This window comes from Streptomyces sp. NBC_01454 (assembly GCF_036227565.1).
In the GTDB taxonomy this organism is placed as follows: Bacteria; Actinomycetota; Actinomycetes; order Streptomycetales; family Streptomycetaceae; genus Streptomyces.
In genome coordinates, this window is record NZ_CP109460.1 from 8,262,650 (window position 1) to 8,288,522 (window position 25,873).

The 25,873-nt window shown below is 70.5% G+C and carries 14 protein-coding genes; 1 reads left to right on the top strand and 13 read right to left on the bottom strand.

All coding sequences use genetic code 11. The features are described 5' to 3' along the window. Positions 1-63: 63 nt before the first annotated feature. Positions 64-7,503, bottom strand: coding sequence for an SDR family NAD(P)-dependent oxidoreductase (locus OIU81_RS36280; protein ID WP_329154669.1), 7,440 nt, complete (start codon positions 7,501-7,503; stop codon positions 64-66). 1,027 nt (positions 7,504-8,530) lie between these two features. Here OIU81_RS36280 and OIU81_RS36285 point away from each other — a divergent pair. Then, positions 8,531-9,628, top strand: coding sequence for a histidinol-phosphate transaminase (locus tag OIU81_RS36285; protein WP_329155603.1), 1,098 nt, complete (start codon positions 8,531-8,533; stop codon positions 9,626-9,628). Positions 9,629-9,730: 102 nt separating this feature from the next. Here the strand turns inward: OIU81_RS36285 and OIU81_RS36290 are convergent, their stop codons facing one another. The 12 genes from OIU81_RS36290 to OIU81_RS36345 all read right to left on the bottom strand — a co-directional run bounded on the left by OIU81_RS36290 (position 9,731) and on the right by OIU81_RS36345 (position 25,860). Further along, a complete protein-coding gene (locus tag OIU81_RS36290; RefSeq protein WP_329154671.1) occupies positions 9,731-9,880 on the bottom strand; it encodes a hypothetical protein in 150 nt (49 codons plus the stop codon). 125 nt (positions 9,881-10,005) lie between these two features. Further along, positions 10,006-10,653 (bottom strand): NAD(P)-binding oxidoreductase, encoded by a 648-nt coding sequence (locus OIU81_RS36295; RefSeq protein ID WP_329154673.1) that lies wholly within the window; start codon positions 10,651-10,653, stop codon positions 10,006-10,008. 5 nt (positions 10,654-10,658) lie between these two features. Then, entirely contained in the window at positions 10,659-10,928 is a 270-nt protein-coding gene (locus OIU81_RS36300) for a hypothetical protein (protein WP_329154675.1), read from the bottom strand. A gap of 37 nt (positions 10,929-10,965) precedes the next feature. Continuing rightward, entirely contained in the window at positions 10,966-12,177 is a 1,212-nt protein-coding gene (locus tag OIU81_RS36305; protein ID WP_329154677.1) for an MFS transporter, read from the bottom strand. A 290-nt stretch (positions 12,178-12,467) separates the two neighbouring features. Then, on the bottom strand, positions 12,468-12,677 hold the full coding sequence (locus tag OIU81_RS36310; RefSeq protein WP_329154679.1) for an SDR family NAD(P)-dependent oxidoreductase: 210 nt from the start codon (positions 12,675-12,677) through the stop codon (positions 12,468-12,470). A 179-nt stretch (positions 12,678-12,856) separates the two neighbouring features. Beyond that, complete coding sequence (locus OIU81_RS36315; protein WP_329154681.1) at positions 12,857-14,068, bottom strand: cytochrome P450; 1,212 nt, start codon at positions 14,066-14,068, stop codon at positions 12,857-12,859. Between the two features lie 58 nt (positions 14,069-14,126). Further along, entirely contained in the window at positions 14,127-15,074 is a 948-nt protein-coding gene (locus OIU81_RS36320) for a phosphotransferase enzyme family protein (protein WP_329154683.1), read from the bottom strand. A 251-nt stretch (positions 15,075-15,325) separates the two neighbouring features. Next, positions 15,326-15,577, bottom strand: a complete 252-nt coding sequence (locus OIU81_RS36325; RefSeq protein ID WP_329154685.1) for a ferredoxin — start codon at positions 15,575-15,577, stop codon at positions 15,326-15,328. Between the two features lie 46 nt (positions 15,578-15,623). Then, on the bottom strand, positions 15,624-16,976 hold the full coding sequence (gene ccrA / locus OIU81_RS36330; RefSeq protein WP_329154687.1) for a crotonyl-CoA carboxylase/reductase: 1,353 nt from the start codon (positions 16,974-16,976) through the stop codon (positions 15,624-15,626). 63 nt (positions 16,977-17,039) lie between these two features. Further along, the gene (locus OIU81_RS36335) at positions 17,040-18,755 is read right to left on the bottom strand and encodes a 3-hydroxyacyl-CoA dehydrogenase family protein (RefSeq protein WP_329154689.1); all 1,716 of its coding nucleotides are present in this window, start codon (positions 18,753-18,755) and stop codon (positions 17,040-17,042) included. A gap of 58 nt (positions 18,756-18,813) precedes the next feature. After that, entirely contained in the window at positions 18,814-19,839 is a 1,026-nt protein-coding gene (locus tag OIU81_RS36340) for a 3-oxoacyl-ACP synthase III family protein (RefSeq protein ID WP_329154691.1), read from the bottom strand. Positions 19,840-20,418: 579 nt separating this feature from the next. Beyond that, a complete protein-coding gene (locus tag OIU81_RS36345; protein WP_329154693.1) occupies positions 20,419-25,860 on the bottom strand; it encodes a type I polyketide synthase in 5,442 nt (1,813 codons plus the stop codon). Positions 25,861-25,873 lie beyond the last annotated feature (13 nt).

Consider the following 25,873-nt stretch of genomic DNA (forward strand, 5'->3'; position numbering starts at 1 on the left):
GGTGGCACAGGGATCGGTGGCGGCTCCGCCCGGGGCCGGCGAGGCCGACGGAGCCGCCCGGGGTCAGATGTCCCCCAACTCGGTGTCGATGAACTGCATCAGCTCGGTGGCGCTGGCCGAGGCGAGCCCGTCCGTCTCGGCGACCGGCCTGGCGTCGAGTGCGGCCAGCCGGTCCAGCAGCTCGGTGAGCCGGCCGGCCAGGGCCTTGCGGGTGGAGGTGTCGGTGAGCGGGGAAAGGACCCTGCTCTCGATGTGCTCGACCACCTCCAGCAGCGGCTTTTCGGCCGGCGCGGCGCCGGCATCGCCAAGGTCGAGGTGCCCCAGAAGATGCAGGGCCAGCGCGTTCGGCGTCGGATGGTCGAAGACCAGCGTGGCGGGCAGCTTGACGCCGATGAGACCGGCGAACCTGTTGCGCAGTTCAACGGACATCAGGGAGTCGAACCCGATCTCCTTGAGCGCACGGTCGGGACTGACCCGCTCGGGTCCGGACTCTCCGATGAGTGCCGCCACATGGGTCCGCACGACCTCGGTCAGGGCGGGGAGCCGTTCGGCGTCCGGCAGTGCGGCGAGCCGCTGCGTGAGGTTCTGCGTCGCGCCCTCGGTACGCCGGCCGTCCGATGGTGCCAGGGACTCAGGGGCGGCCTTTTCCTCGAACGAGCTGAGCAGAGGACTGGGCCGGGACGCGGTGAACGCAGGCAGGAAGCGCGACCAGGTGAGGTCGGCCACCACCGGGTCCCACGTGCTGTCGGCCATGATGCTCTGCTCCATGGCCTGGAGAGCGGCAGGCACCAGGAGAGGTGTCAGACCACGCTTGCGCAGTTCCCGTTCATCGTGCTCCGTCAGCATGCCGCCGCCCGCCCACGGCCCCCAGGCGACGGAGACCGCGGGCTTGCCCTGCTCGCGCCGGCGCCGGGCGAGCGCGTCGAGGCAGGCGTTGCCCGCGGCGTACCCGGCCTGGCCCGCGGCGCCCCAGACCCCGGAGATGGAGGAGAACAGGACGAAGTCGTCGAGGTCCGGCAGCAGTTCGTCCAGCAGCAGGGCACCTTCGACCTTGGCCGCCATCTGGGCCGCCAGTTCCTCGGCCCCGGTCTTCACGATCCGTACGTCCCGGACCACGCCCGCGGCATGCACCACGGTGCGCACGGGGGTCCCCTCTGCTGCCAGGGTGGCAATCAAACCGCCCATCGCGGCACGGTCCGTCACATCGACGGCGACGGCATCCGCCCTGGCGCCGAACGCGGAGATTTCCTCCAGCAGTTCGGTGGCGCCGGGGGCCGCCGAACCCTGACGGGAGAGGAGGAGGATGCGATCGGCGCTGCCCTGTTCGGCGATCCGGCGGGCGACATGCCCCCCGAGACCGCCGGTCCCGCCGGTGATCAGCACAGTGCCCTTGGGCGTCCAGGTACCGGTCTGTGGCGCGGGCGCGGTCACGAGCCTGCGAGCCCACAGACGTCCGTCGCGCAGGGCGAGTTGGTCCTCGGCGGCGTCGTCGGCGCCATCGCCATCACCGTCGCCGTCGCCGGTGAGGATCCCGGCGAGGGCCCGTCGGGTCGCGTCGTCGATGCGCTCGGGCAGATCCACCAGTCCGCCCCAGCGGTCGGGCAGTTCCAGTGCGGCGACCCGGCCGAGCCCCCAGACACCCGCCGCCCGCACGTCGGCGGCGGGGTCGGCCGTCCCCACTGCGACGGCACCGCTCGTGACGCACCAGACCGGGCCGGTCTGCCGCCCGGCGACCTCGTGCAGGGCGGCGCGCAGATCCTCCGCGCGTCCGGCGCCGACCAGCACCCCGTCCGGCGCGGTCGAGCGGTCCCAGGAAGCGGCGGTGAGCGGGTCTTCGAAGAGGGAGCCGAGCGCCGAGGGCACCTCGCCGAGCAGGAGCCAGTTCCCGGGCACCCGGTCGGTGGTGGCGACCCGCCCCAACTGCCGCCACATCACGGAAAACCACCCGGTGCGGCCGGTCGCCCCCGCCGTCTCCAGCTGTGCGCGCTCGATGGAGCGCAAGATGAGGCCCTCCATGGCGAGGACGGGGGACCCGGCGTCGTCCGCGATCCACACGGCGGCGGAGTCGGCGTCCGCCCGGATCCGCACCCGCAGCCGCCGGGCATCCGAGGAGAACAGGGACACGCTGTTGAAGGAGAACGGCAGCCGGACCTCGCCGGCCTCGTAGAGGCTGCCGGTGATCGGCAGGGCATGCAGGGCGGCGTCCAGCAGTGCGGGGTGGATACCGAACCCGCGCGGCTGCCTCTCGGGGAGCATGACCTCCGCGAAGAGGTCGCCGGCACGCTCCCAGAGGGCCTTGGTGCCCCGGAAAGCCGGGCCGTACTCGTAGCCACGGGCCGCGAGCTCCTCGTAGAAGGAGCGGCCGACGAGCTGCCGCGCACCGGCCGGGGGCCAGACCCCGCCGGTCCAGTCACCGTCGCTGAAACCTGCGGTGTCGGCGGTCCGCGCCGCGAGGAGACCGGTGGCGTGCAGCGTCCAGTCGCCGCCGGTCTCCCTGGTTCGGATCTGCAGTTCACGCTCGCCGTCCTGGCCCGGCCCCACCCACACCTGGAGGTCGCGGGGCTTGCCCTCGGCGAACACCATCGGCGCGCGCAGGACGAGTTCGTCGACCGACCCGGCGCCGGCCGCGCGGGCCGCTTCGAGCGCGAGCTCGACGAAGCCCGTGCCGGGCAGCAGCATCGTGCCCATGACGACGTGGTGCGACAGCCACGGATCGCTGCCGGGTGCCAGCCTGCCGGACAGCAGCAGGCCGCCCGCACCCGGCAGATCCGTGCGCGAGGTGAGCATCGGGTGCGGCTGCGGATCCGCTCCCGCGGAGACCCGGGCGAGGGTGTCCGACGCGGAGTCCCAGTAGCGCTGCCGCTGGAAGGCGTACGTGGGCAGGTCGGTGCGGGGAGCGGGCGGCAGGAGGGCGGCCCAGTCGACGTCGGTGCCATGGGCGTGGGCCTGGCCCAGCGCGGTGAGGACGGAGTGCGTCTCGGACCGGCCGCGCCGGGTGCTGGGCAGGACGGTGTGACCGGTCTCGATCAGCGGGGCCAGGGCGGCGTCCGGGCCGACCTCGATCAGGATGTCGGCTTCAGGAAGCCGCTCTATCGCGTCGCCGAACCGTACGGCGTTGCGCGCGTGGTCGACCCAGTAGGCAGGGGTGTCGATGGGGTGGGCGGAGTCGGCGGTGGCACTGATCGGGACGGTCGGCGGCTGGAAGCTCAGTTCCTCCACCACCGAGCGGAACTCGTCGAGGATCGGCTCCATGAGCGGTGAGTGGAAGGCGTGGCTCACCCGGAGCTCGGCGACACGCCGGCCGCGTTCACGCCAGATCTCGCCCACGCGTGCCACTTCCTTGCGGGCACCGGAGACGACGACCGCCCCGGGCCCGTTGACCGCGGCGATGCCGACGAGCGCGGAATTACCCAGCGTGGCCGTCACCTCCTCCTCGCCCGCCGCGATGGCGAGCATGGCGCCCCCGCCGGGCAGGGACTGCATCAGCCGCCCCCGGGCCACCACCAGCCGCGCCGCGCCCGGCACCGTCAGCACCCCGGCGACGGCGGCGGCGGCGATCTCGCCCACCGAGTGGCCGACGACGGCCGTGAACGACACGCCCCAGGACTGCCACAGCCGGGCCAGCGCCACCTCGAACGCGAACAGCGCGGGCTGTGCGAATTCCGTCCGGCCCAGTTGTTCCGGATCTCCGGACCACATCACCTCCCGCAGTCCACGTCCGAGCTCCGCGTCGAGGTGGCCGCACACCTCCTCCAAGGCCGCGTCGAACACCGGGAAGTGCTCGGCCAGTTGCCGGCCCATCCCCGCGCGCTGCGCACCCTGGCCGGAGAACACGGCCGCCACCTGTCCGGACCCGGCGAGCACCGGAGAGACGTCGCCGAGACCGGCCCGTACCCCCTCCCGGTCGCCCGTGACCACGGCACGGTGCTCGAACGTCGTACGGCAGGTAGTCAGCTCCCGGGCGACGTGCGGCAGCGGCAGCTCCGGGTGCGAGGCGAGGTGCTTCCGCAGCGCCAGCGCCTGCCCGCGTACGGCGTCCGGGGTCTTGCCGGAGAGCACCAGCGGCACCGCCACGTCCGCCCAGGGGACGGCGGACTCCGTGCCCTCGGAGGTCTCGGGAGTCTCCGGCGCGAACTCCTCCAGGATGATGTGCGCGTTCGTCCCGCTGATCCCGAAGGCGGAGACACCGGCCCGGCGCGGGCGGCCGTCGGCGCGTTCCCACTCGCGCGCCTCGGCCAGCAGCTCGACCGTGTCCGACGACCACTCCACTTCCTTGGTCGGATTGTCCGCGTACAGGCTGCGCGGCATCACACCGTGCCGCAGCGCCTGCACCATCTTCACCACCCCGGCCACCCCGGCCGCCGCCTGCGCGTGCCCGATGTTCGACTTCAAGGACCCGACGTACAACGGCCGTTCGGCGGGGCGGTCGCTCCCGTACGTCGCGATCAGCGCCTCTGCCTCGATGGGGTCGCCCAGCCGCGTCCCGGTGCCGTGCGCCTCCACCACGTCGATGTCCGCCGCGCGGAGGCCGGCGCTGTCCAGCGCGGCCCGGATCACCCGCTGCTGGGCGGGGCCGTTGGGCGCGGTGAGGCCGTTGGAGGCGCCGTCCTGGTTGACGGCGCTCCCCCTGACCACCGCCAGCACGTCATGGCCCAGTCGCCGCGCGTCGGACAGCCGCTCCACCACCAGGACAGCCACGCCCTCGGCCATGCCGAAGCCGTCGGCATCGGCGGAGAACGGTTTGGAACGGCCGTCGGGCGCGAGCGCGCGGAGCCTGCTGAACTCGATGAACAGGCCGGGTTCGGCCATCACCGTCGCCCCGCCGACCAGGGCCAGGTCGGTCTCGCCGCGGCGCAGCGACTGACCCGCCAGATGCAGCGCCACCAATGAGGAGGAGCAGGCCGTGTCGAGGGTGAGGGCGGGACCTTCCAGGCCCAGGACGTAGGACAGCCGGCCGGAGACCACGCTGGAGGTGGTGCCGGTCATCACATAGCCCTCGAGGTCGGGCCGTGCCTGGTGCAGCGGCCTGCCGTACGGCAGGCTCATGACGCCGGTGAACACGCCGGTCCGGCTGCCCCGCAGGGTCGTGCTGTCGATTCCGCCGCGTTCCAGCGCTTCCCACGACGTCTCCAGGAGCAGCCGCTGCTGCGGGTCCATCGCCAGCGCCTCACGCGAGGAGATGCCGAAGAAGGCGGCGTCGAACTCTGCCACGCCGTCGAGCAGGGCGGCTTCGCGTTGGTACGAGGTGCCCGGCTGCGAGGCGTCGGAATCGTACAGCGCGGTGAGGTCCCAGCCGCGGTCGGCGGGGAAGGCCGCGACCGCGTCGCGCCCTTCGTGCACCAGCTGCCACAACTCGTCCGGGGAGCCGACCCCGCCGGGGAACCGGCAGGCCATGCCGACGATGGCGATCGGCTCGTCGGGGTCGGCCGGCGCTGTCGCGGCCGGGGCCGGTTCGTCGCCGCCGAGCACCGCGCGCACCAGCTCCTCCGCCAGCGCGCGCGGAGTGGGGTGGTCGAACAAGACCGACACGGGCAGCCGCAGCCCTGTCATCTCGACCAGCCGGTTGCGGACCCGGAGGGCGCCCGCGGAGTCCACCCCCAGCGACCGGAACGCCTCGTCCGCGCCGATGGCCGTCGCCGACGGCTCGATGTGCGCGGCCACGGCGTCCGCCACGAGGCGGATGGTCTCGTCGATGCGTTGTGCCGGGGCGCACTCCAGCAGCCGCTCGCGCAGTCCGGTGCCGGGGTCGGTGCCGCCGCTGCCGGCGGCGTCCTCAGTGTCCAGGTCGAGCCGGTACGGAGGCAGCGTGACGCGGCGTGCGTCGGGGAGGACGGTGCTCCAGTCGGGGGCGACGCCGTGCAGGTGTGCCTCGGCCAGGGCGCGTAGGTAGCGGTCGTGGCCCGCGTCGTCACGACGCATCGTTTCGAGGACGACGACGTCCCGGCCGATGTGCGCGGCGGTTTCCTCGATCGACAGGGCGAGCACCGGGTGCGGGCTGAGCTCCACGAACACCCGGTGGCCCTGGCCGAGCAGTGCCTCGATGACCTGCTGGAACCGGGCGGGCTCGCGAAGGCTGAGGAACCAGTGCTCGGCGTCCAGGTCGCCGGTGTCGAGCGGATCGGTCGTAGTGGACGTGTACACGGGTATCTCGGTGGCGCGCGGCCGTACCGCCGCGGCCTCCTGGACCAGGTACTCGTGGGCGGGCTCCATGCGCGGCGAGTGCCCGGCGATCCCGATGGGCAGCAGTGTGGCCCGCACGTCCCGGGCGCGCAGCCGCTCCATCAAGGCTGCCGCGGACTCGGTGGTACCCGCGACGACCGTCGAGCGAGGGCCGTTGACGACCGCGATGTCCAGGTCCAGATCCCACTCGGCGACCAGTTCGGTGACCTGTTCGGCGGGGAGCGCCACGGCGACCATCTCTCCGTTGCCCTGGAGCCGCGCCAGTGCCTTGCTGACGGCGGCGACCAGCCTCGCGCCGTCCGCCAGGGTGAGCGCTCCGGCGGCGGTCACCGCCGCGATCTCGCCGAAACTGTGGCCCACGACCGCGGCGGGCGTGACGCCGTTCGACCGCCACAGCTCCGCGAGCGACACCATGACGGCGAACAGGGCCGGCTGGATCACCTCGACCCGCTCCAGCGGGAGGGCCCCGGAGAGCACGTCGTCGAGCTCGAAGTCCACGAACGGACGCAACTCCCGCGCGCACTCGGCCAGTTTGTCCCTAAAGACCGGGGCCGTAGCGGCGAGTTCGCGAGCCATCCCCACCCACTGGGCGCCCTGGCCCGGGAAGACGAACACCGCGGACTGGGGTCCACCGCTCCCGGCCCGTACCGCCGCGTCGCTCGCGCGGCCCTCGGCCACCGCGCGAAGGGCCGCGATGACACCATCCCGGTCGGCCGCGGTGACCATCGCCCGGTGCGGCCAGAGCGTGCGGGCCGTGGCCTGGGTGAAGGCGGCGTCGGCCAGGGAGATGTCCGCACGCTCCTGGAGGTGACCCGCCAGACGGCCGGCATGGGCGCGCAGACCGGCGTCGGTACGCCCGGACAGCAGGAGCGGGACGGTGCCGGCACTCGTGGCATCCGGGGTGCTCGTGCGGTCCCGGGGCCTGAGCGCGCGCAGCTGCGCCACGCGCTCCTCGGCATCGTCGGAGAGCGGGCCGTAGTGCTCGGCACCGGCCGTCTCCAGAGCCAGCGCCACCGCTACGTTGCTGGTCTCGTCGCGGACGACGACCAGTGCGGGGCGATCTGCGCGCAGACACGTCTCGGCCGCCGCGAAGAGCTGGCCGGAGTCCTGCGGAGAACGCACGCTCACACCAGGGATTTCGTCCCGGTCCGACAGGTCCTCCTCGTCCGTCCGTGCGAGCAGAACCACCACGCGGCTGCGGGTGGACGGGACCACTTGGGCGTCCTCGATCGCGGCCCAGAGCGCCGACGACGCCGGAGCGACACCGAATTCCTCCTGGCGGGCCACACCCACGACGACGACGCGCTGAATTCCTGCTGTCATACCGCACAACTCAAGCAAGAGGGTCCTGGCCGCGACACCCCTATCACCCCCGAATGCGGTGCCCAGGGCTACAGTTCGGCGACTCCTGGGTCGGTAATGCGCTGCAAGGAAATCGGTCGTGACCGCGGAGCGAATTCCCACAGAGACGGGAAAGCGCAGTCGGCAGTACGTGGCTTGAGGGGGGCATAGGGGTTGCCCGCCGGCGAGGCCGACCGGAGGCTCCCGGTATGACGGGTCTTCGAATGTAGTGGGGGGGGTGCGCCTGCCACCGCCTGCCGCCGGCTCCGCCGGGTGGTAGCACGGCGTGAGCGCAGGCGTGGGTTCGCTCGGTTCCGGAAGTCGAAGGCGTTGCGCGCTTCGAGCCCGGCGGGGACCTGGCCCGGAACGCCGGAGCCCAGCCTCGGTGAACGAGCCGTGCGGGCATACCGGTTCGGTGCAGTGCCGGCGTGCTGTGTGCTACCGGATACTCACCGGGCGCCCACCACAGTGCACGACCGTCACCACCGCACCCCGTCAAGTGCGAAGTCCCGTATTACCTCGTGGCAGTACGCCAGCACCGCTCGGCGATCCGGCCGCTGGATGATTAGCCCCCCATGCCGACGGTCGGCCAACCGGTTGAGGGGTTCATAGGGGTTGCCCGGCAATGAGGCCGACCGGCAGGCTGTTGACAAGATCTGACGGTATCGCTGCTCAGACGGCGGGGGGTGAAAGCGACCGGCCCGTCAGGACCGGACGTCGTCGGCCGCGTGCCCATTCCACCGTGCGGAAGCGAGCGGAATCCTGAACCGTCCGCGTCTCCGGTATGCCAACGTCCGGTTTCCGTGGGACAGATCGCTGCCGTCTAGCAGGGAGTTCCCGCCATCCGGCAATCTCGGCCGGGTCGGGGCCGTAAGCGTGGAGCACTGTGGCGGTAACTCGACTGGAATAGTAAGGACTTGCGACCTGCGCAAGCGTCCATCCCCCTTGCCCAAGAGTTCCATTTTGTATCTTCCACGTTATGTCGATCTTAGGGAAGGTGTGTTCTGATATGCGAGGACCACGGCCGCGTCCAGAACTGCACTCCATTGCCGTTCACGCGGCGAGCCGATCGGGCGGTGTGCCCACTCCGGAGGTCATGCACCCGCTGGCAGCGAACGAGAACCCGTACGATCCGCTGCCCGGTGTCCTGGATGCGGCGATCGCCGCCGCCGGGCGGTTCAACCGTTACCCTGATCTCGGCTGCGAACGGCTGATTGACGCGCTGGCGAGCAGGTTTGACCTGCCGCCCACTCGATTCGCAGCCGGCGCGGGGTCGGTGAGCGTTATCCAGTCGCTCATCCAAGCGATGGCCGCCCCAGGGGACGAGGTGATGTACGGCTGGCGGTCGTTCGAAGCCTACCCCGTCATCACCAAGGCCATCTGCGGCGCGACCGGGGTCGGGGTTCCGTTGACCAACGAGGGGTATCACGACCTCAACGCCATGGCAGAGCGTGTCACTGAACGGACACGGCTGATTTTCATCTGCACCCCCAACAACCCCACCGGCACGGCAGTGAGCCGGGATGAATTGGCGGAGTTCCTCGACCGCGTCCCCGAGGACGTGCTCGTTGTATTGGATGAGGCCTACGCCGAGTTCGTGAGTGACAAGGACGCGGCGGACGGTACCACCGTATGCCGCGAGTACCCCAATGTCGCCGTGCTGCGGACCTTCTCCAAGGCATTCGGCCTGGCCGGATTGAGAATCGGGTTCGCCATCGCCCCGGAACCCGTCGCGGCGGCGCTGCGCATGATGGCGCCCTACGGGGTCAGCCAGATCGGGCAGGAGGCGGCCATCGCTTCCTTGGCCGCAATAGATGACGTCATGAAGCGGGTTGACGTGGTCGTTGCCGAGCGGCACCGGATGGAGGACGCCCTGATCGAGCAGGGCTGGCCGATCTCACGCTCCCAGGCAAACTTCATCTGGCTCCCGCTCCGCGAGCGCAGTGCCGACTTCGCCGGCGTCTGTGCACGTGCCGGCATCGCGGTGCGGGTACTTGCCGAGGAAGGAGTACGGGTCACCGTTGGCGCTCGGGAATCCAATGATCTCTTTCTGGCAACGGCAGCGAGAATCCGGCTGGAGCATGATCAGCAGCCGTTCCCTGTGTGAGTCAGGTGTGTGCGTCAGGAGGAATCGTGGACAAGAAACCGGTCGACCGCTTCCCGGTCGTACAGGCCCTCCAGGCGTTGTAGCACCAGCACCACGCCACGATCAGTGGCGGCACCCCGAGCGGCGGCCGATATCGGTGAACAGGCCGGTGAACAGGCCGGCGAACATCTCGTCCAGGAACAGGGCGAAGCATTCCCGGTGCAGGATCGCGTAGATCGAGTCCGCCGCGACACGGTCCTGGCAGTAGTCCACGGTCGAGCGCAGCAGATCGGTCGCAATGTCCGTTGTCCCGGAACACGCGCTCGGCCAGGGAAAGCAACTCCCCGGGGCGGCAAGATGACACCATCTCGCAAGCCCCGGGGAGACTGAAAGGGAAATCACACGCGAAATGCGTGCTCGATGGGCGTCGATCCGGTCGTGGCGTGCCACACACCCTTGATTTCCTGCGTCAACACGGTACGGACCACATCGGCGCAGTCGCCACGGGAGAGCTCGTCGCCGACCGCCGGCACGCCGTCGGGGCGGGCCCGCACGGTCCCCAGCGGGGGATCGTCGGTCAGCATGCCCGGGCGCAGCACGCACCAGTCCAAGTCCTGCTCGCGCACCACCTGTTCGGCGGCCCGCTTCTCGGCCAGGTAGGCGTCCAGCTGGTCGCCGAGGGCGGCGCGGTCCCTGGCGCCGGGCAGGTGCGCGCTCACCATGACGAACCGGCGGACGCCGCAGTTCTGGGCCGCGGCGCACAACTGAGCCGCCGGCGAGGACACCGCCGCACCGAGCGAGCCCGGACCGGTGCCGGTGCCCGCCGCCAGCACGACGGCGTCCGCGCCGCGGAAGGCCCGTTTCAGTTGCACGTCGAGGTCGGATCCGTCGGTGTCGAGCAGGAACGGTTCGATGTGGGCGGCCCGCATGCGCTCGACGTCGCTGTCCCGCAGGACCAGTCCGACCGGCGTGTCCCCGCCGGCCAGCAGGTAGGACGCGAGCCGTCCGCCGAGACCGGTGGTCACCCCGAGAACGACAACCCGCATCGCGATCACCCCTGCGCCCCGGTGTCCACCTCGGACACCGGGGACACCTGGTACGCCTCGGCCGGCTCGGGCCGGCGGAGCGTGCCGGCCACCGCCTGGGCGATGGCCATGTCCCCGCTGACCGCGCCGACGATCGTGTACGAGCCGGTCCAGTCGGCGACGAGGAAGGACAGGGCCACCAGCAGCGCGCTCAGATGGACGCGGGCGATCAGGCACAGCGGGAGCAGGGCGCGCAGCGACGGCACGTCGGCGAACACCCGCAGCGGACGGAACATCGGTGGACTCCAGTCAGGACGGTCGGGGCCGGCGCGCTCAGCGCACCGAGGACACGCGGTAGATCAGCAGGCCGCTGGCGAGGCTGATGACCCCGGCCAGTGCGAACAGGACCTGGTACCCGCCCGTCGCGCCGATGACCAGACTGGCCAGCAGCGGCCCCAGCGTCTGCGGTCCGAACAAGCCGATGTTCATGATGCCCAGGTCCCGGGCGCGGTTCTCGGCCGCCGGCAGCACCGCGGTGATGATCGCCTGGTCGACGGCCAGGTAGGCGCCGACGCCTAGGCCGAACAGCGACGTCGCCGCCAGCGCGGTGCCCACACCCGGCGCGATCGCGATGACCGCGCAGCCCAGCGCCTGGCCGGTCGCGCCCCAGGCCACGAACGCCCGGCGCCGGCCGAGCCGGTCGGACAGCATCCCGCAGGCGTAGACCGAGACCAGCGTCCACCCCAGGTAGACCAGGGTCAGCAGCAGAAGCTCCTGCTCGGGGTCGGCCACCCGCAGCTCGTCGGTGATGAAGTACAGCTGGTAGCTGGTGGCCAGCGCGTTGGCCAGATTCATCAGCACCCGGGTGCCGAAGGTCCAGGCGAACGCGGGGTTGTTCCGCACGCTGGCCACCAACTCGCGGAGGCCGCCACCACCGTCGGACCGGGTCGTGGCGGTGTCGCGGTGCTTGAGGACGAACGGCGCGGCCAGCACGAGCACGCCCGCCGCGAGCAGCAGGTAGCGCGGCAGGTCGCTGGGGATCGCGGTCAGGCAGAACAGGCCGAGCACCACGCCGATCGTCTGCGGTCCGAACATCGCGCTGGAGACGGTGCCGCGCTGGGCCTCGGGGACCTGGTCGGCGACCAGCGCGGTGAAACCGACGGTCGCCATGCAGAAGCCGATCGAACACGCCAGCCAGGACAGGCCGATCCCGGTCCAGTCGGATTGCAGGCCGGTGGCGACCAGGCCACAGGCGAACAGCGTCGCGCCGCCGGCGACCCAGAGCCGCCGGCGGCCGAACCGGGATCGCGTCCGGTCGCACAGCGTGCCGAACAGCGGCAGCGTGACCAGGGCGACGACGCCGCACACGGCGTTGATGACGCCGAAGTCGGCTATCCGGCCGGCCGGGTCGATCCGGGCCAGCTGGTCGGGCAGCGCGAACTGCTGCGGCACCAGATAGGCCATCCACAGCCCGAGCCAGGCCAGGGAGTAGCGGCCGATCCAGGCCCGGGGCATGGATCTGACAGGGGTGATCTCTTCAATCATGACGGCTTTCCTCGGTCGATTCATCAGGGCCGCAGCCCGACCAGCGCCCTGGCCACGCGCTCGCGGAGCCGCCAGGGCAGGGCCGCGCGCCACGCGATCCGCGTCCACGCGTCGACGCCCACCGGGTGGCGCAACCGGCCCGGCCGGCGGGCCGCCACCCGCGCCACGACCCGCGCAGCTCCCGCCGCAGCGTCTCGGCGCAGCCCTCGGCGCCGAACTGCGCGAGGCCGCCGTTGTTGACCAGGACGTCGACCGGCCGGCCTTCTCGACGCACTCACGCACTCACGCACTCACGCACTCACGCACGCGCGCACCGAGTCGTCGCAGCGGATGTCCAGCGGCAGCACGGTGACCTCGGGCGCGGCCAGTTCCGGCGGCGGCCGGTTCGCGGCGTCGCCCATGGGGGTGGCGACGACGTGGAAACCCTTGCGCACCGGGGCGGGCACGGTGCGCAGGCCGATACCGCTGGAACAGCCGGTGACCACGGCTACCGGGGACATGGCCTCAGAACCCACCCGGTTCCCGCTTGAGATCGGCCGGCGTGTCCACGAATCCGTCCCACTGCTCGTCGGGGACGTGGTTCACCACCCGTGAAGAGCCGTGCCGGGACGCCTTCTTGCGGGATGTCCGGTGGTCTCTCCGGGGCATACCCCCGCACCCCGTGCTGCCTGCAACTACCTCACCAGGTGACCGGAAGCGCTCGGACGCCCTGGACGTCGAACGTGTTGCGGAAGACCAACTCGTCGAAGGGGACCGCCAGCCGCAGATCGGGTATACGGCGGAACAAGGTTCCGTACACCACTTCCAGCTCCATGCGCGCCAGTTGCTTCCCGATGCACGTGTGGATGCCGGCCCCGAAGCCCAAGTGCTGTTTGGCGTCTCGCCGGATGTCCAGGGTGTCGGGATCGGTGAAGATCTTCTCGTCCCGGTTCCCCGCACTGATCAGGCAGATGATGCCGTCACCGGCCTTGATGGTCTCGCCCGCAATCTCGATGTCCTCGGCCGCCACGCGCTTGGACGAGAACTCCGTGACGACCGTGTACCGCAGGAGTTCCTCCACCGCCGCCGGTACGAGGTCCGGCTCGTCGATCAGTGCCTTCGCCTGCTCGGGATGCTGCAGCAGCGCCAGAATCCCGTTGGTGATCATGCTCCTGGTGGTGTCGAGTGCCGCCGCGATCAGCGTGACCGACTGGGTGAGCACGGAGACTCGCGACAGCTCGCTCTTCTGGTAGTAACCGACCAGGTGGCTGATGATGTCGTCGCCCGGTTCGCTCTCCCGGTGCGTGATCAACTCATCTATGTACGCGAACAGTTCGTTGCGCGCCTCCATGGCGCCTTCCAGCCCGGAGTCCTCGTCGAAAAGCCGGGGAACCAGGCTGATGAGGCGCTGGTCGGCCGGGGGAACACCCAGCACCCATCCCAACGCGGTGGATGGAACCGGCATCGCCAATGCCGGCACCAGGTCCGCCGGCCGGGGACCCGCGAGGATGTCGTCGATGAGCTCGTTGACGAGGGCCTCCACGTCGCCACGCATGTTCTGAATCTTCTTGACGAGGAATCCCTGGCCCAGCATGCGCCGCATGGCGGTGTGCTCGGGCGGGTCCATCCGGCCCACCGGCTTCACGCCGCCGGTCAGCACGACGGTCCGCGCTTGCTCACTCAGCCAGGGATAACCGGGCTGCGTGTTGTCGACACTGATGCGGGGGTCGGTGAAGATCGAGCGGATCTCGTCATACCCGGTGATCAGCCACACTTCCTTGCCGTCCCACAGCCGCGCTTTCGCGACCGGCCGGTCCGACCGCAAACGGGCGTATTCGGGGGGCGGGTCCAAGGGGCAGCCCTTCGCCTTGGGCATGGGGAAAGAGGGGAGTTCGGACGAGAGCTGCGACATGTGTGTTCAGTCTCCTAGCGTAGGAAATGAGGCGTTGTCGGTCCGGATACAGGGGTGCTCATGCGTACTGGCTCAGGAAGCGCTCGCCGTCCTGCTCGGCCGACGCGAGGTTCTTCCGTGCCCGGTCGAGGAGGTTCGCATTGCTGAGATCTCCGAGGTTCCCGATGTTGTTGCCCACCCACTCGCGTCTGGCGTAGATCCAGGCCTCCGCGGCCGCCCGGAACTTCAGGAGCGCTCCCATGAGAGGGAGTTCCGATGGGGGCACCGGAGACTTCGCCATGTATCCCCGCAGCAGCGGGCCGACGTCCACGGACTTGTCCAGATAGCTGAGGGCAGTGGCGACATCGAAGAGGAAGGGGCCGTACATGACTTCGCCCCAGTCGAAGAGCCCCATCGAATCGGGCTTCACGCGGAACGTGTTCATGCTGGCGTCGGCATGGAGGAGACCCGCCGTGAGCTTGCCGAACACCGCCTCGTGCGCCTCGCGCATGGCCTGCTGGATCCATGGCTTGTCCTCGAGGAACGGAGCCTGAGCGAACATCATTCCGTCCAGCTCGTCCCACCTCAGGATGTCCGGCGGAGGAGGGGTGTTGACCAGTGCGGTATGGACGGCTCCCAGCGTCTCGCCGGCCCGGCGCATATGCACAGGATCATTCTCGTCGGCCCGCCCGCCGTCGAGGTGACGCAGCAATGCCCAGCACCATTCACCGTGGTAGGCGGTGACCTCGCCCTTGACGGTCGGCAGTGGCCCGCCGGCAGGTATGCCGTGGTCCTCGACCACCAAGGCCACCTTGAGGCCGCTCGTGAATTTCGGCCCGTGGGCGGCGGGCACGCATTTGGCGACATACATGTCCGAGTCGGATCCGACCAGATACGTATAGGAGTGGAAGCCCAGGTCGATCGGATCGCGTTCCCATGGCAGCACCCGTAGATCGTTCCGTCCCCACAGGGAGAGCGGGATGTCGTCGGTGAGCGGCTCGGCTGGGAGAGAACTGTTGGCTGCCAATTTCTTTATGCTCCGTACTCGGTGAGTGAGTATGTCTGTCGGCGTCGGGCAGCCGGCCGGTCCCAAGGGAAACGTGGCTGCCGCTGGGCCGCTGTCGGCAAGGTGAAGCGGCGGCTTTTCGGAAACGGGACCTTGGGCTACGACGCGGGGGGTCAGGAATCCGCTCGCTGCCGTCCTCCGCCGCCCCGGCAGCGGTACGGTGCGGTCACGTTGACAAACGTGCCGGTCCGCCGCACTGTCGGACAACCCCCCTATGCCCCCTCAATCGGTGACCGATCACCCGCGCCGGGGGGCGTCTGCCGGTGCACCAGCCGGATCGCCGCCGCGGGACAGCCGGCCGCGGCCTCCCGCACCTTGCCGCGCAGTTCCGGGGCGGGGGAGTCGGTCAGCACAATGGCGACACCGTCCTTCTCCCGCTGATCGAACACCTCGGGGGCGGTCAGGACACACTGCCCCGAGGTGACGCACTTCGACTCGTCGAGGTGCACACGCGCAAACGCCATCTCTGTCTCCTTCTCGTCATGCGTGGCGGCCGACCGGCGCCGAGCCTCAACTGCTGTGGCTGTGCCGGCGGAAGCGGTTGATACCCGCCAGGTGGCGCATTCGCAGCGCCTCGTCCTGGACGCCGAGCCCCTCCGCGGGCGCCAGGCACAGCACCCCGACCTTGCCGGCGTGCTGATTGCGGTGCACCGCCTGCGTGGCGATGCCGACGTCGGACAACGGGTACACCGTGGACAGGGTCGGATGGATCATCCCCCTGCCGATGAGACGGTTGGCCGCCCATGCCTCCCGGTAGTTGGCGAAGTGGCTGCCGACGATGCGCTTGAGCGACATCCACAGATAGCGGTTGTCGTACTCGTGCCGAAACCCGGACGTCGAGGCGCAGGTGACCACGGTGCCGCCGCGCCGCGCCACGTACACGCTGGCGCCGAAGGTCTCCCGGCCCGGGTGCTCGAAGACGATGTCCGAGTCCTCACCCCCTGTCAGCTCCCGGATGTGGGAGCCCAGGCGCTTCCACTCCTTGGGGTCGGGCGTGGATTCGTCCTTCCAGAACCGGTACCCCTCCTTCGCCCGGTCGATCACGAGCTCGGCGCCCAGGGACCGGACGCGTTCGGCCTTCTGCTCTCCGGACACGACGCACACCGGAGTCGCGCCGCCGTTGAGAGCGAGCTGCGTGGCGTACGAGCCGAGGCCGCCCGCCGCGCCCCAGACGAGAACCACGTCGCCCTGCTTCATTTGCGCACCGTTGCGCGAGACGAGTTGCCGGTAGGCGGTGGAGTTGACCAGTCCGGAGGCAGCGGCCTCCTCCCACGTGAGGTGCTTCGGCATCGGCATGAGCTGGTTGGACTTGACAAGGGACAGCTCGGCGAGCCCGCCGAAGTTGGTCTCGAACCCCCAGATGCGCTGCTCCGGGTCGAGCATGGTGTCGTCGTGCCCGTCCGGGGACTGCAGGTCGACGGACAGGCAGTGCGCCACGACCCGGTCGCCCGGCTTCCAGCGGTGCACGCCGGGTCCGGTACGCAGCACGATGCCCGCCAGGTCGGAACCCACCACGTGGTACGGCTGATCGTGTCGGTCCGCGCCGGGCTCGTGGGACCGCGCGTACCGCTGCAGGAAGCCGAAGGTCGGCATCGGCTCGAAGATGGAGGTCCACACGGTGTTGTAGTTGATGGAGCTGGCCATCACCGCGATGAGAGCCTCGCCCGGAGCGGGCTCGGGAGTCGGCACCTCGCGCACGCGGAGCGACTTCGTGGGTTCCTTGTCGGCGGTCGCCATACCCTGGAACATCTCCGACTCGTCCCGCAGGACGACGGCACCGCGGTAGGACTGCGGAACCGGCAATGCGGCGAAATCCGCACCCACCGCATCTTCCGACAAGGCAGCGCTGACGATCTCCCGCATGAGGTTCCTCCAAAAGTACGGTGTTTCACTGGTGTCGCTCACGGACGCGAAGTGCGAACCGGCTCAGAGCTCGTGCTTCCGCAGTCCCTTGCCCCGCTTGCGGCCCAGGTGGCCGGCCTCCACGAGCTGCTCAAGAGGGCGCGAGGGCAGGAGGCGTTGCTCCCGGAACGTGGTGTGCAGCGTGCGCAGGATGGCCACGGACACATCCAGACCGATCACGTCCAGCAGCTGGAGCGGGCCCATGGGATAGCCCTGCCCCAGGGTCATCACCGTGTCGATGTCCTCGGCGGTGACGATCCCCTCGTCGAGCAGCGCCACCGCACTGTTCAGATAGGGGAACAGCAGCGCGTTCACGATGAACCCGCTCCGGTCCAGACACTCCACGGGACGCTTGCCGAGCGTGGTGGCGGTCGCGTGCGCCACGCCGAGTGTCTCGCGCGAGGTCAGCGCGGTCCGCACCACTTCCACGAGTTTCATCACCGGTGCCGGATTGAAGAAGTGCATCCCGACCACGGCCTCGGGCCGACCGGTCGCCATGGCACATTCGATGACCGGCAGACTCGATGTGGACGTCGCCAGCACGGTCTGCGCCCCGCACCCGGCGTCGAGTTCCCGGAACACCGTCCGCTTGACGTCGATGTCCTCCACGACCGCCTCGACCACGAGATCGCAGTCGGCGACCGCCTCCAGGCCGGACACACCGGTCAGCGACTCCATCGACGAGGTGAGCCGCTCCGGTGTCAGCCTGCCCCGCTGCAGCGCCCGGTTCAGCGAGTTCTCCACGGCGGCGAGTGCCTCTTTGGCGCGGACCTCGCTGCGCGCCACGAGAGTCGTCGGGTACCCCGCCCGTGCGCAGGCCTCCGCGATGCCGGTGGCCATCGTCCCCGAACCCACTACACCGATACGCCGTACGGGGAGGGCCGTCGGCAGCCCGTCGCCCGTGTCCGCGCCGCCGTCGTCGTCCGGGGCGCCGTAGTCGTAGAAGCCACGCCCGGACTTCAGCCCGAGCAGGCCGGCGGCGACCATGTGCGTCAGGACGGGGGCGGGCAGGAACCGGCGGTCACCGGTGCGCTCGTACAGGGCGTCCAGCGTGTCACGCGCGACATCCAGGCCGATCGCGTCCAGGTGGGCCAGCGGCCCCCGCGGAAGCCCGCAGCCCAGCCTCATGGCGGTGTCGATGCCGTCGCGTGAGGCGTAGCGCTGTGCGTACATCGTCGCGGCGTCGTTGAGATAGGCCATCGTCAGGGCCCCGCCGACGAAGCCCGTGCGATCGGGCACCGGCACCGGGACCTGCCCGAGGTCGCGGATCAGCGCTTGGACGTCCGTGAGTACGGACCCGTCCGTCAGGGGCGTACCCACGACCTCCACGGCCCTCGCCCGGTCCATCGGCCCCTGGGGGAACAGGTGCAGCCCCACCGTGCGGTTCGGCCGCCCCGAGCCGAAGGCGAGGTCGGTCACCGCCAGTCCGGTGGTCGTCGTCGCGAACACCGTGCCCGGGTCGCACGTGTGGTGCGCGTGACGGAGCACCTCGCACTTGGTCTTCATCCGCTCGGGTACCGCTTCGATCACCAGGTCCGCCGACATGATGTCGGCCGAGCGCGTGGTGAGGTCAACCGTGCCTCGGCCGGTGTCGGTCAGCCGGGCACCGGCCAGGTCCAGAGCGGCGGCGTCGGTGTCGACGGCGATCACCCGGCGGCCGCTGCGGGCGACCATGCTCGCGAGCGCCGACCCGGTGGTCCCGAGACCTATCACCGCGATGGTGGAGAAGCGCTTAGCCATGCCGTTGAGTCCTTCGCGTCGTTTCATGGGCGGCCGGTGTGGGGGAGTGCGGGTGTCCTCAGTGGCGGGCCTCGCCGCTCTGCCATCTGACGAGCGCGGTGCCGAGCGACATGCCGCCGCCGAATCCGGCCAGCAGGAGCAACTCTCCGTCGGCGAAGGCGCCTTGCCGCCGGGCCTGGTCGAGCGCCAGCGGAATGGAGGCGGCGCTGGTGTTGCCGTGTTCGGCGACCGTGAGGTGGACCCGTGCCCGAGGCAACCTGAGATCGGGCAGGGCCGTGCGCAGCAGGACGCCGTTGGCCTGATGCGGGATGAAGTGATCGACGTCGGCGGACTCCACGTCGTGGGCGGCCAGCAGTGCCCGCACCGCCCGGGGCAGCTCGGACAGCACGTAGTCGCTGACCGCCCGGCCCTTCATGCGGAAGTAGTGCCGCCCCTCGGCCACGGTCTTCTCCGAGGCGGGTTCGCGGCTGCCGCCGGCCGGGACGTGGATCAGATCGTGCCGCTCGCCGTCACTGGCGAGGTGCGCGCCGATCAGTCCGTGGCCGGGCCGCACCGGGCCGAGTACGACGGCTCCGGCGCCGTCACCGAAGAGTATGGCGGTGCGTCGGTCTGTGGGGTCGATGATGCGTGAGTAGACGTCCGCCCCGATCACCAAGGCGTACGGGACCGACTCGTCCGGGGCGGAGGACAGCAGCCGGGCCGCCGTCACCAGCGCGAACACGAAACCGCTGCACACCGAGTTGATGTCGAAGGCCGCGGCGGCGCGGGCACCGATCCGCTGCTGGACCAAGCAGGCCGTGGCGGGCTGAGGATGGTCCGGGGTCGACGTCGCCACCACGATCCACTTCAGCTGCCCGGCGGTGATCCCGGCCGTGGCGAGAGCGGCCCGCGCGGCTTCGGCGGCAAGGTCGGAGGTGGCTTCGTGCCCGGCCGCATAATGACGGCTGCGGATACCCGTCTTGGTCTGAATCCACTCAGCGCTCACGCCCGATCGTTCGGCGACCACATGATTGGAGACCGTTTCAGCCGGAAGATACGAGCCGGTGCCGAGAATTCCTATGGCGGCCTCGGTCCGCGGCCCCATTATGCCGCCACCTCTGCACGGGACCGGCATGGGTGCGCGAGTGAAAGAGACATGGCCTTTTACCTCCGGTTCCATGCTTGGTGCCAAACAGTACGGACCGGGTCGTGGCAGGGATAACCCCTAGCTTCCCCTAGCCTTTATTCCCTTTCCGGTACAGCTCTCCGCACCATGGCCGTAAGGGCGTACTTCGGGGTCAAATGGGGGGGCGCAACAACAAGGCACGCCTTGGTCCTTGCGCGGTATCGGGGCGCACACATCCGCCACGCATCACGGCAACTTCACCCGAGCGCGATTGACTTCATGTGCGTCCTCCACGTACTCACCGTGCCTCTGAATACGGTCGGCACACAGACCTGACGGAGTCCTAATCGGCGCACCACGAGCTGACCGCCTACGTGAACGCACCACTGACGGTGCACCAGGTGATTCCCGTAGGTCTGATCCGGCGGGTGGAACAGGAGTCCCGCGGAAACCCCCTCGCGACATCGCCTCCCGGACCGACCAGCCGGGGTGGCACAGCCAAGCCGGCCCCGTCGTCCATGCGAGGGCGACGGGGCCGGACCGGAGGCAGGGAGCCGGTCAGAGGGCGTCCAGCCAGTCGTGGACCAGGGCCGCGGTGGCGTCGGCGTTCTCTGCGACGATCGTGCAGTGGTCGCCCGGGACCGTCGCGTCGGTGTGCGGCAGTGGCCAGTGCGTGCGCCACTCCGCGGTGAGCGGCGGGAGCCCGGGATCGCCGGGGATGCAGTCCTCGGGCCGGATGAACAGTGTCGGCGTGGAGACCGGCTGCGGGGTCCAGCCGCGGAACATCCTGCGGTAGGTACCGAGCGCGGTGATCGTCGTGAAGTTCAGCTTGGTGAACCGCGACCGTCGCTCGTTCACCTCGTACGTCATCGCCTGGCGCAGTGCCACCGACATACCGTCGGGGAGGTAGGTGTCGAGCAGCACCAGCCCCTGGGCCGGTGTGCCGAGAGCTTCCATACGGGCTGTGACGCAGTGCGCGAGCCAGCCGCTCGAGGAGTACCCCAGCAGTGCGAAGGGCGAGCCGGCCGCGCATTCAAGGGCCGACTCGGCCAGGACGTCGATGAGCACATCGACGCTCTCGGCCAGCGGTTCGCCTTTCAGGAAGCCCGGCACGGTCACCATGCTCAGATCCCGTCGGTCACGGAAGAAGCTGGCCAGCCGGACGAACTGCAGGGTCTGCTCCACCGGTGCGAACGGCGGGAAACTGATGACAGCGGGCCCTTGCCCGCCGGAGGCGAGCCGTACGAAGCGAGTGCCGTCCGGAGCCCCGGAAGCCTCGGAGAAGCGGGCACGCAGGCCTGACGCGCTGCCCAGCAGGTCTTCGACCTCCTCCATACGACCCCGCAGCGCGACCTTGCGGTAAATGGCGGCGAAGGACTCGTCAGCCCCGGACACCAGGTCCTCGTGCCCCTCACCCGTCTTCTGTGCCGTCCGGTCCCGGCCTGCGCCGTCGAGCTCGGCAGCCAGGAAATCGCGTACGGCGGTCACCGTGGGGTGGTCGAAGACGAGCATTGCGGGCAGCGAGAGCCCGGTGGCGAGGCCCAGCTTGTTGCGCACCTGCACGGCGGAGAGCGAGTCGAAGCCGAGTTCCACCAGGGGCTGGTCCAGAGCGAGGGCGGACGGGTCCGTGTGACCGAGCACCTCGGCGAGAGTGGCGCGCACCAAGTCGTCCAGGAGGGTCCCCCGCTCGGCCGGCGACAGCCCGGCGAGCCTGCCCCGCAGGTCGGTCCGGTCCGCGGCGGAGGTGGTCGCCTCCTGCGGACGCCGCGCCCGCACCTGCGGCAGCTCCTCCAGCAACGGGCGCCGACGAGCCGCGCCGTAGCCCGTCATGAAGAGGTCCCAGTCCATGTCGGCCACGACTGTCGTGAGCTCGTCGGCGTCGAGAACCCGTTCCAGCGAGGCGATCGCCTGGGGCGCGGGCATCGGTATCAAGCCGCGTCGCCGGTACTGCTGTTCGGCCTCGGGGGTGACCATGGTGGAGTCTGCCCACACTCCCCACGCGACGGACGTCGCGGCCAGCCCGCGGGTGCGGCGCATCTGGGCGAGGGCGTCGAGGTAGGCGTTGCCCGCGGCATACCCGGCGTAGCGACCGCTGCCCCACACCCCGGAGACGGACGAGAAGAGGACGAACAGGTCGATCTCCGCGTCGTCGAACACCTCGTCGAGCACGGTGGCGCCGGTGATCTTGCTGGAGTAGACGGTCCGGAACTCCTCCAGGCTCATGTCCATGAGCGCGGTGTTCTGGCCGACGCCCGCGGCGTGGAAGACCGCGCGCACCGGTTCGCCCCTGGCTGCGAGTTCGGCCGCCAGGGAGGACATCCGCGCGTGGTCCGTGACGTCGGCCGCGACGACGCTGACCCGGGCGCCGGCTTTCTCCAGCTCCTCGACGAGTTCAGCGGCCCCGGGCGCGTCGGGCCCGCTGCGGGAGAGCAGGACGAAGGAGCACGTGGCGCGCTCGGCGAGCCAGCGGGCCACGTGCGCGCCGAGTGAGCCGGTGCCGCCGGTGATCAGCACGGTGCCGGACGGGTTCCAGGCACGGGCCGCGGGCAGGGCGGGGGCCTGCACCAGCCGGCGCAGCAGCACGCCGCTGTCCCGCAACGCCACCTGATCCTCGACCACGTCGCCCGCGAGGATGCCGGCGAGCCGGCCGGTGGCGCGCTCGCCGAGCCGGACCGGCAGGTCGAGCAGACCGCCCCAGCGGTCAGGGTGTTCGAGGCCGGCGACCAGACCGAGTCCCCAGCACGCCCCCGCGTGGGCGCTGCGCGGCGCTTCGCCGTCGCTCGTGCCCACCCCGCCCTGGGTCAAGCACCACAGCCGGGCGCCCGTCCCCGCGTCGCCCAGTGCCTGAAGGAGGGTCAGGAGCGCGTCCGGGTGCTGGATCAGACTGACGACTCCGGCCAGCATGGGCGCGTCGGCGAGGGCATCGACCAGCGCTGCCTTCGCCTCCTCGCGGTCGGTCCCGGTCTCCACGAACACCGTGTCGGCGAGGATCCGCGTCAGGACGCGCAGCGCCGCGGTGGTCTCCGCGGTGTCGTCGTCCGACTGCACCACCACCAGCCAGGTACCCGGAACCTGTGCGACGGACCGGGGCTCGGCCACCGGCTGCCAGGCGATCCGGTAACGCCACGAGTCGAGCGTGCTCTGCCGCCGGGCCGCACGGTGCCACCGGGCCAGCGCCGGGAGAGCCGGGGCGAGTTCGGCCGGTGCGCCCAGGCCGGTGAGCGTCTGCTCGTCCTCCTGCTCGACGGCTGCCCAGAATCGCTCTTCCTGGCTGCTGCGAGCTGCCGAACGGACGCCGTTCGAGGCGGTGGGGGAGGCCGTGCCGCCGAGCCAGTACGTCTCCCGCTGGAAGGGGTACGTGGGCAGCGGCACCCGCCGTCCGGCGCCCAGCAGGGCCGGCCAGTCCATTGCCACACCGTGGGCGTGTGCCTGGCCCGCGGCCTGGAGGAGGGTGAGCGTCTCGGGCTTGTCCCGGCGGGCGGTGGCCACCGCGGGGCGGTCCCCGTCCAGCAGAGGGGTCAGTGCGGCGTCCGGGCCCAGTTCGAGGGAGAGGTCGACCGCGGGCATCTCTTGGATCGCGTCGGCGAAACGGACGGCGTGGCGGGCGTGGTCGAGCCAGTACTCCGCGGACGCGAAGGACCGTGAGCTGTCGGCCGACGGGCTGACCGGGATGGACGGCTCGTGAAACGTCAGCTCGCCGAGGACAGCCGCGAAGTCGTCGAGCATCGGCTCCATGAGCGGCGAGTGGAAGGCGTGGCTCACCCTCAGCCGGGATGTACGGCGGCCCTGTTCACGCCAGTAGTCCGCGACCCGCATGACGGCTGCCTCGGCACCGGAGACCACGACCGCCTCCGGGCCGTTGACCGCGGCGATCGTGGCCGCGGGTTCCCCCGAAGTGAGGAGTTCGACCTCGACGTCGCTCGCGGCGATGGCGACCATGGCCCCGCCCTCCGGCACTGCCTGCATCAACCGGCCCCGCGCCACCGCCATCCGCGCCGCGTCCGGCAACGACAGGACCCCCGACACACACGCGGCGGCGATCTCTCCCACCGAATGCCCCGCCAGCACGGAGAACTCCACGCCCCACGACTGCCACAACCGCGCCATCGCCACCTCGAACGCGAACAGCGCCGGCTGCGCGAACTCCGTCCGCTCCAACGCCTCCGCGGGCCCCGACCACATCACCTCCCGCAACGACCGCCCCAACAACGGATCCACCACCGCGCACACCTCGTCCAGCACGGCGGCGAACACCGGGAAACGCCCCGCCAGCTCACGCCCCATACCCGACCGCTGCGCACCCTGACCGGAGAACAGGCCCGCCACCCGCCCGCGGCCCGAGAGCACCGGGGTCACGGACGACAGCGCGTCGAGAAGCTCTTCACGGGTCTCGCCGACGACGACGGCGCGGTGTTCGAACACGGTCCGCGTGGTGGCCAATGACCTGGCCACACCCGTCAGCTCGTCCGCGGGGCGGCGCAGCAGGTGTGCGCGCAGCGCCTCCGCCTGGTCCCGTACCGCCTGCTCCGACCGGCCGGAGAGCAGCAGCGGGACCGGACCTTCCGGGGCAGGTTCGTGCACCTCGGGCTCGGCTTCGACCTCTTCGAGGATGACGTGCGCGTTGGTACCGCTGATCCCGAAGGAGGAGACGCCGGCCCGGCGCGGGCGTCCCTCGCTCGGCCAGGGACGGGACTCGGTCAGCAGCTGGACGGCTCCCGCGCTCCAGTCCACCGCTGTGGTCGGGATCGCCGCGTGCAGCGTCGGCGGCAGGGTGGTGTGCCTCATGGCCTGCACCGTCTTGATGACGCCCAGCACGCCCGACGCGGATTGGCTGTGCCCGATGTTCGACTTCAGCGAGCCCAGCCAGAGCGGCTTGTCGGGATCCCGGTCCCGGCCGTAGGTCGCCAGCAGTGCCTGGGCCTCGATCGGGTCACCGAGCGTCGTACCCGTTCCGTGCGCCTCCACGGTGTCGATGTCCCACGGCTCCAGTCGCGCGCTTGCCAAGGCGTCGAGGATGACGCGCTGCTGGGAAGGACCGTTCGGGGCGGTCAGGCCATTGGACGCACCGTCCTGGTTGACGGCGGAGCCACGGATCACGGCAAGGACCTGATGGCCGTTGCGGCGGGCCTCGGAGAGCCGCTCCAGGACAAGGACGCCGGAACCCTCGGCCCAGCCGGTACCGTCGGCGTCGTCGGAAAAGGACTTGCACCGGCCGTCGGCGGCCAGGCCGCCCTGCTTGGTGAACTCGACGAACACGCTCGGCGCCGCCATCACCGTCACACCGCCGGCCAGTGCCAGGTCGCTCTCGCCACGGCGTAGCGACTGGCAGGCGAGGTGCAGCGCCACCAGCGAGGACGAGCAGGCCGTGTCGATGGTCAGCGCTGCTCCCTCCAGGCCGAGGGTGTAGGCGATGCGCCCGGACACGAGGGAGGTGGTGACACCGATGATGCTGTGGTCCTCGGCGCCGGTGTCCCGGTCGTCGGCGTACATGTTCCAGCCGTAGCCCTGCGTACCGGCGCCGACATGGACCGAGGTGCGGCTGCCGCGGAGGTCGGCGGGGAGGATCCCGGCATCCTCAAGGGCCTCCCAGGTCGTCTCCAGCAGGAGCCGTTGCTGCGGGTCCATGCCGACCGCTTCACGCGGTGAGATGCCGAAGAACCCCGCGTCGAAGCCGCTCGCGTTGTAGACGAAGCCGCCCTCGAGGACCCGGGTGGTGCCGGGCTGTTCGCCCAGCGGGTCGTAGATCCGCTCGGTGTCCCAGCCGCGGTCGGTGGGAAAGGCTCCGATGGCGTCCGTGCCTGTGGAGACCAGTTCCCACAGCTCGGCCGGGTTGGTCGCGCCACCGGGCAGCCGACAGCCCATCCCGACGATGGCGACCGGCTCGTTCTCCTCGGCCTCGTACGCGCTGATCCGCTTCTTGGCCTGGCGCAGCTCCGCGGTGAGCTCGGTGAGGAAATGCCGCATCCGTCCGTCGGCGGACGCGCTCTTTTCTTGGGGCACGGGGGAAGCCTTT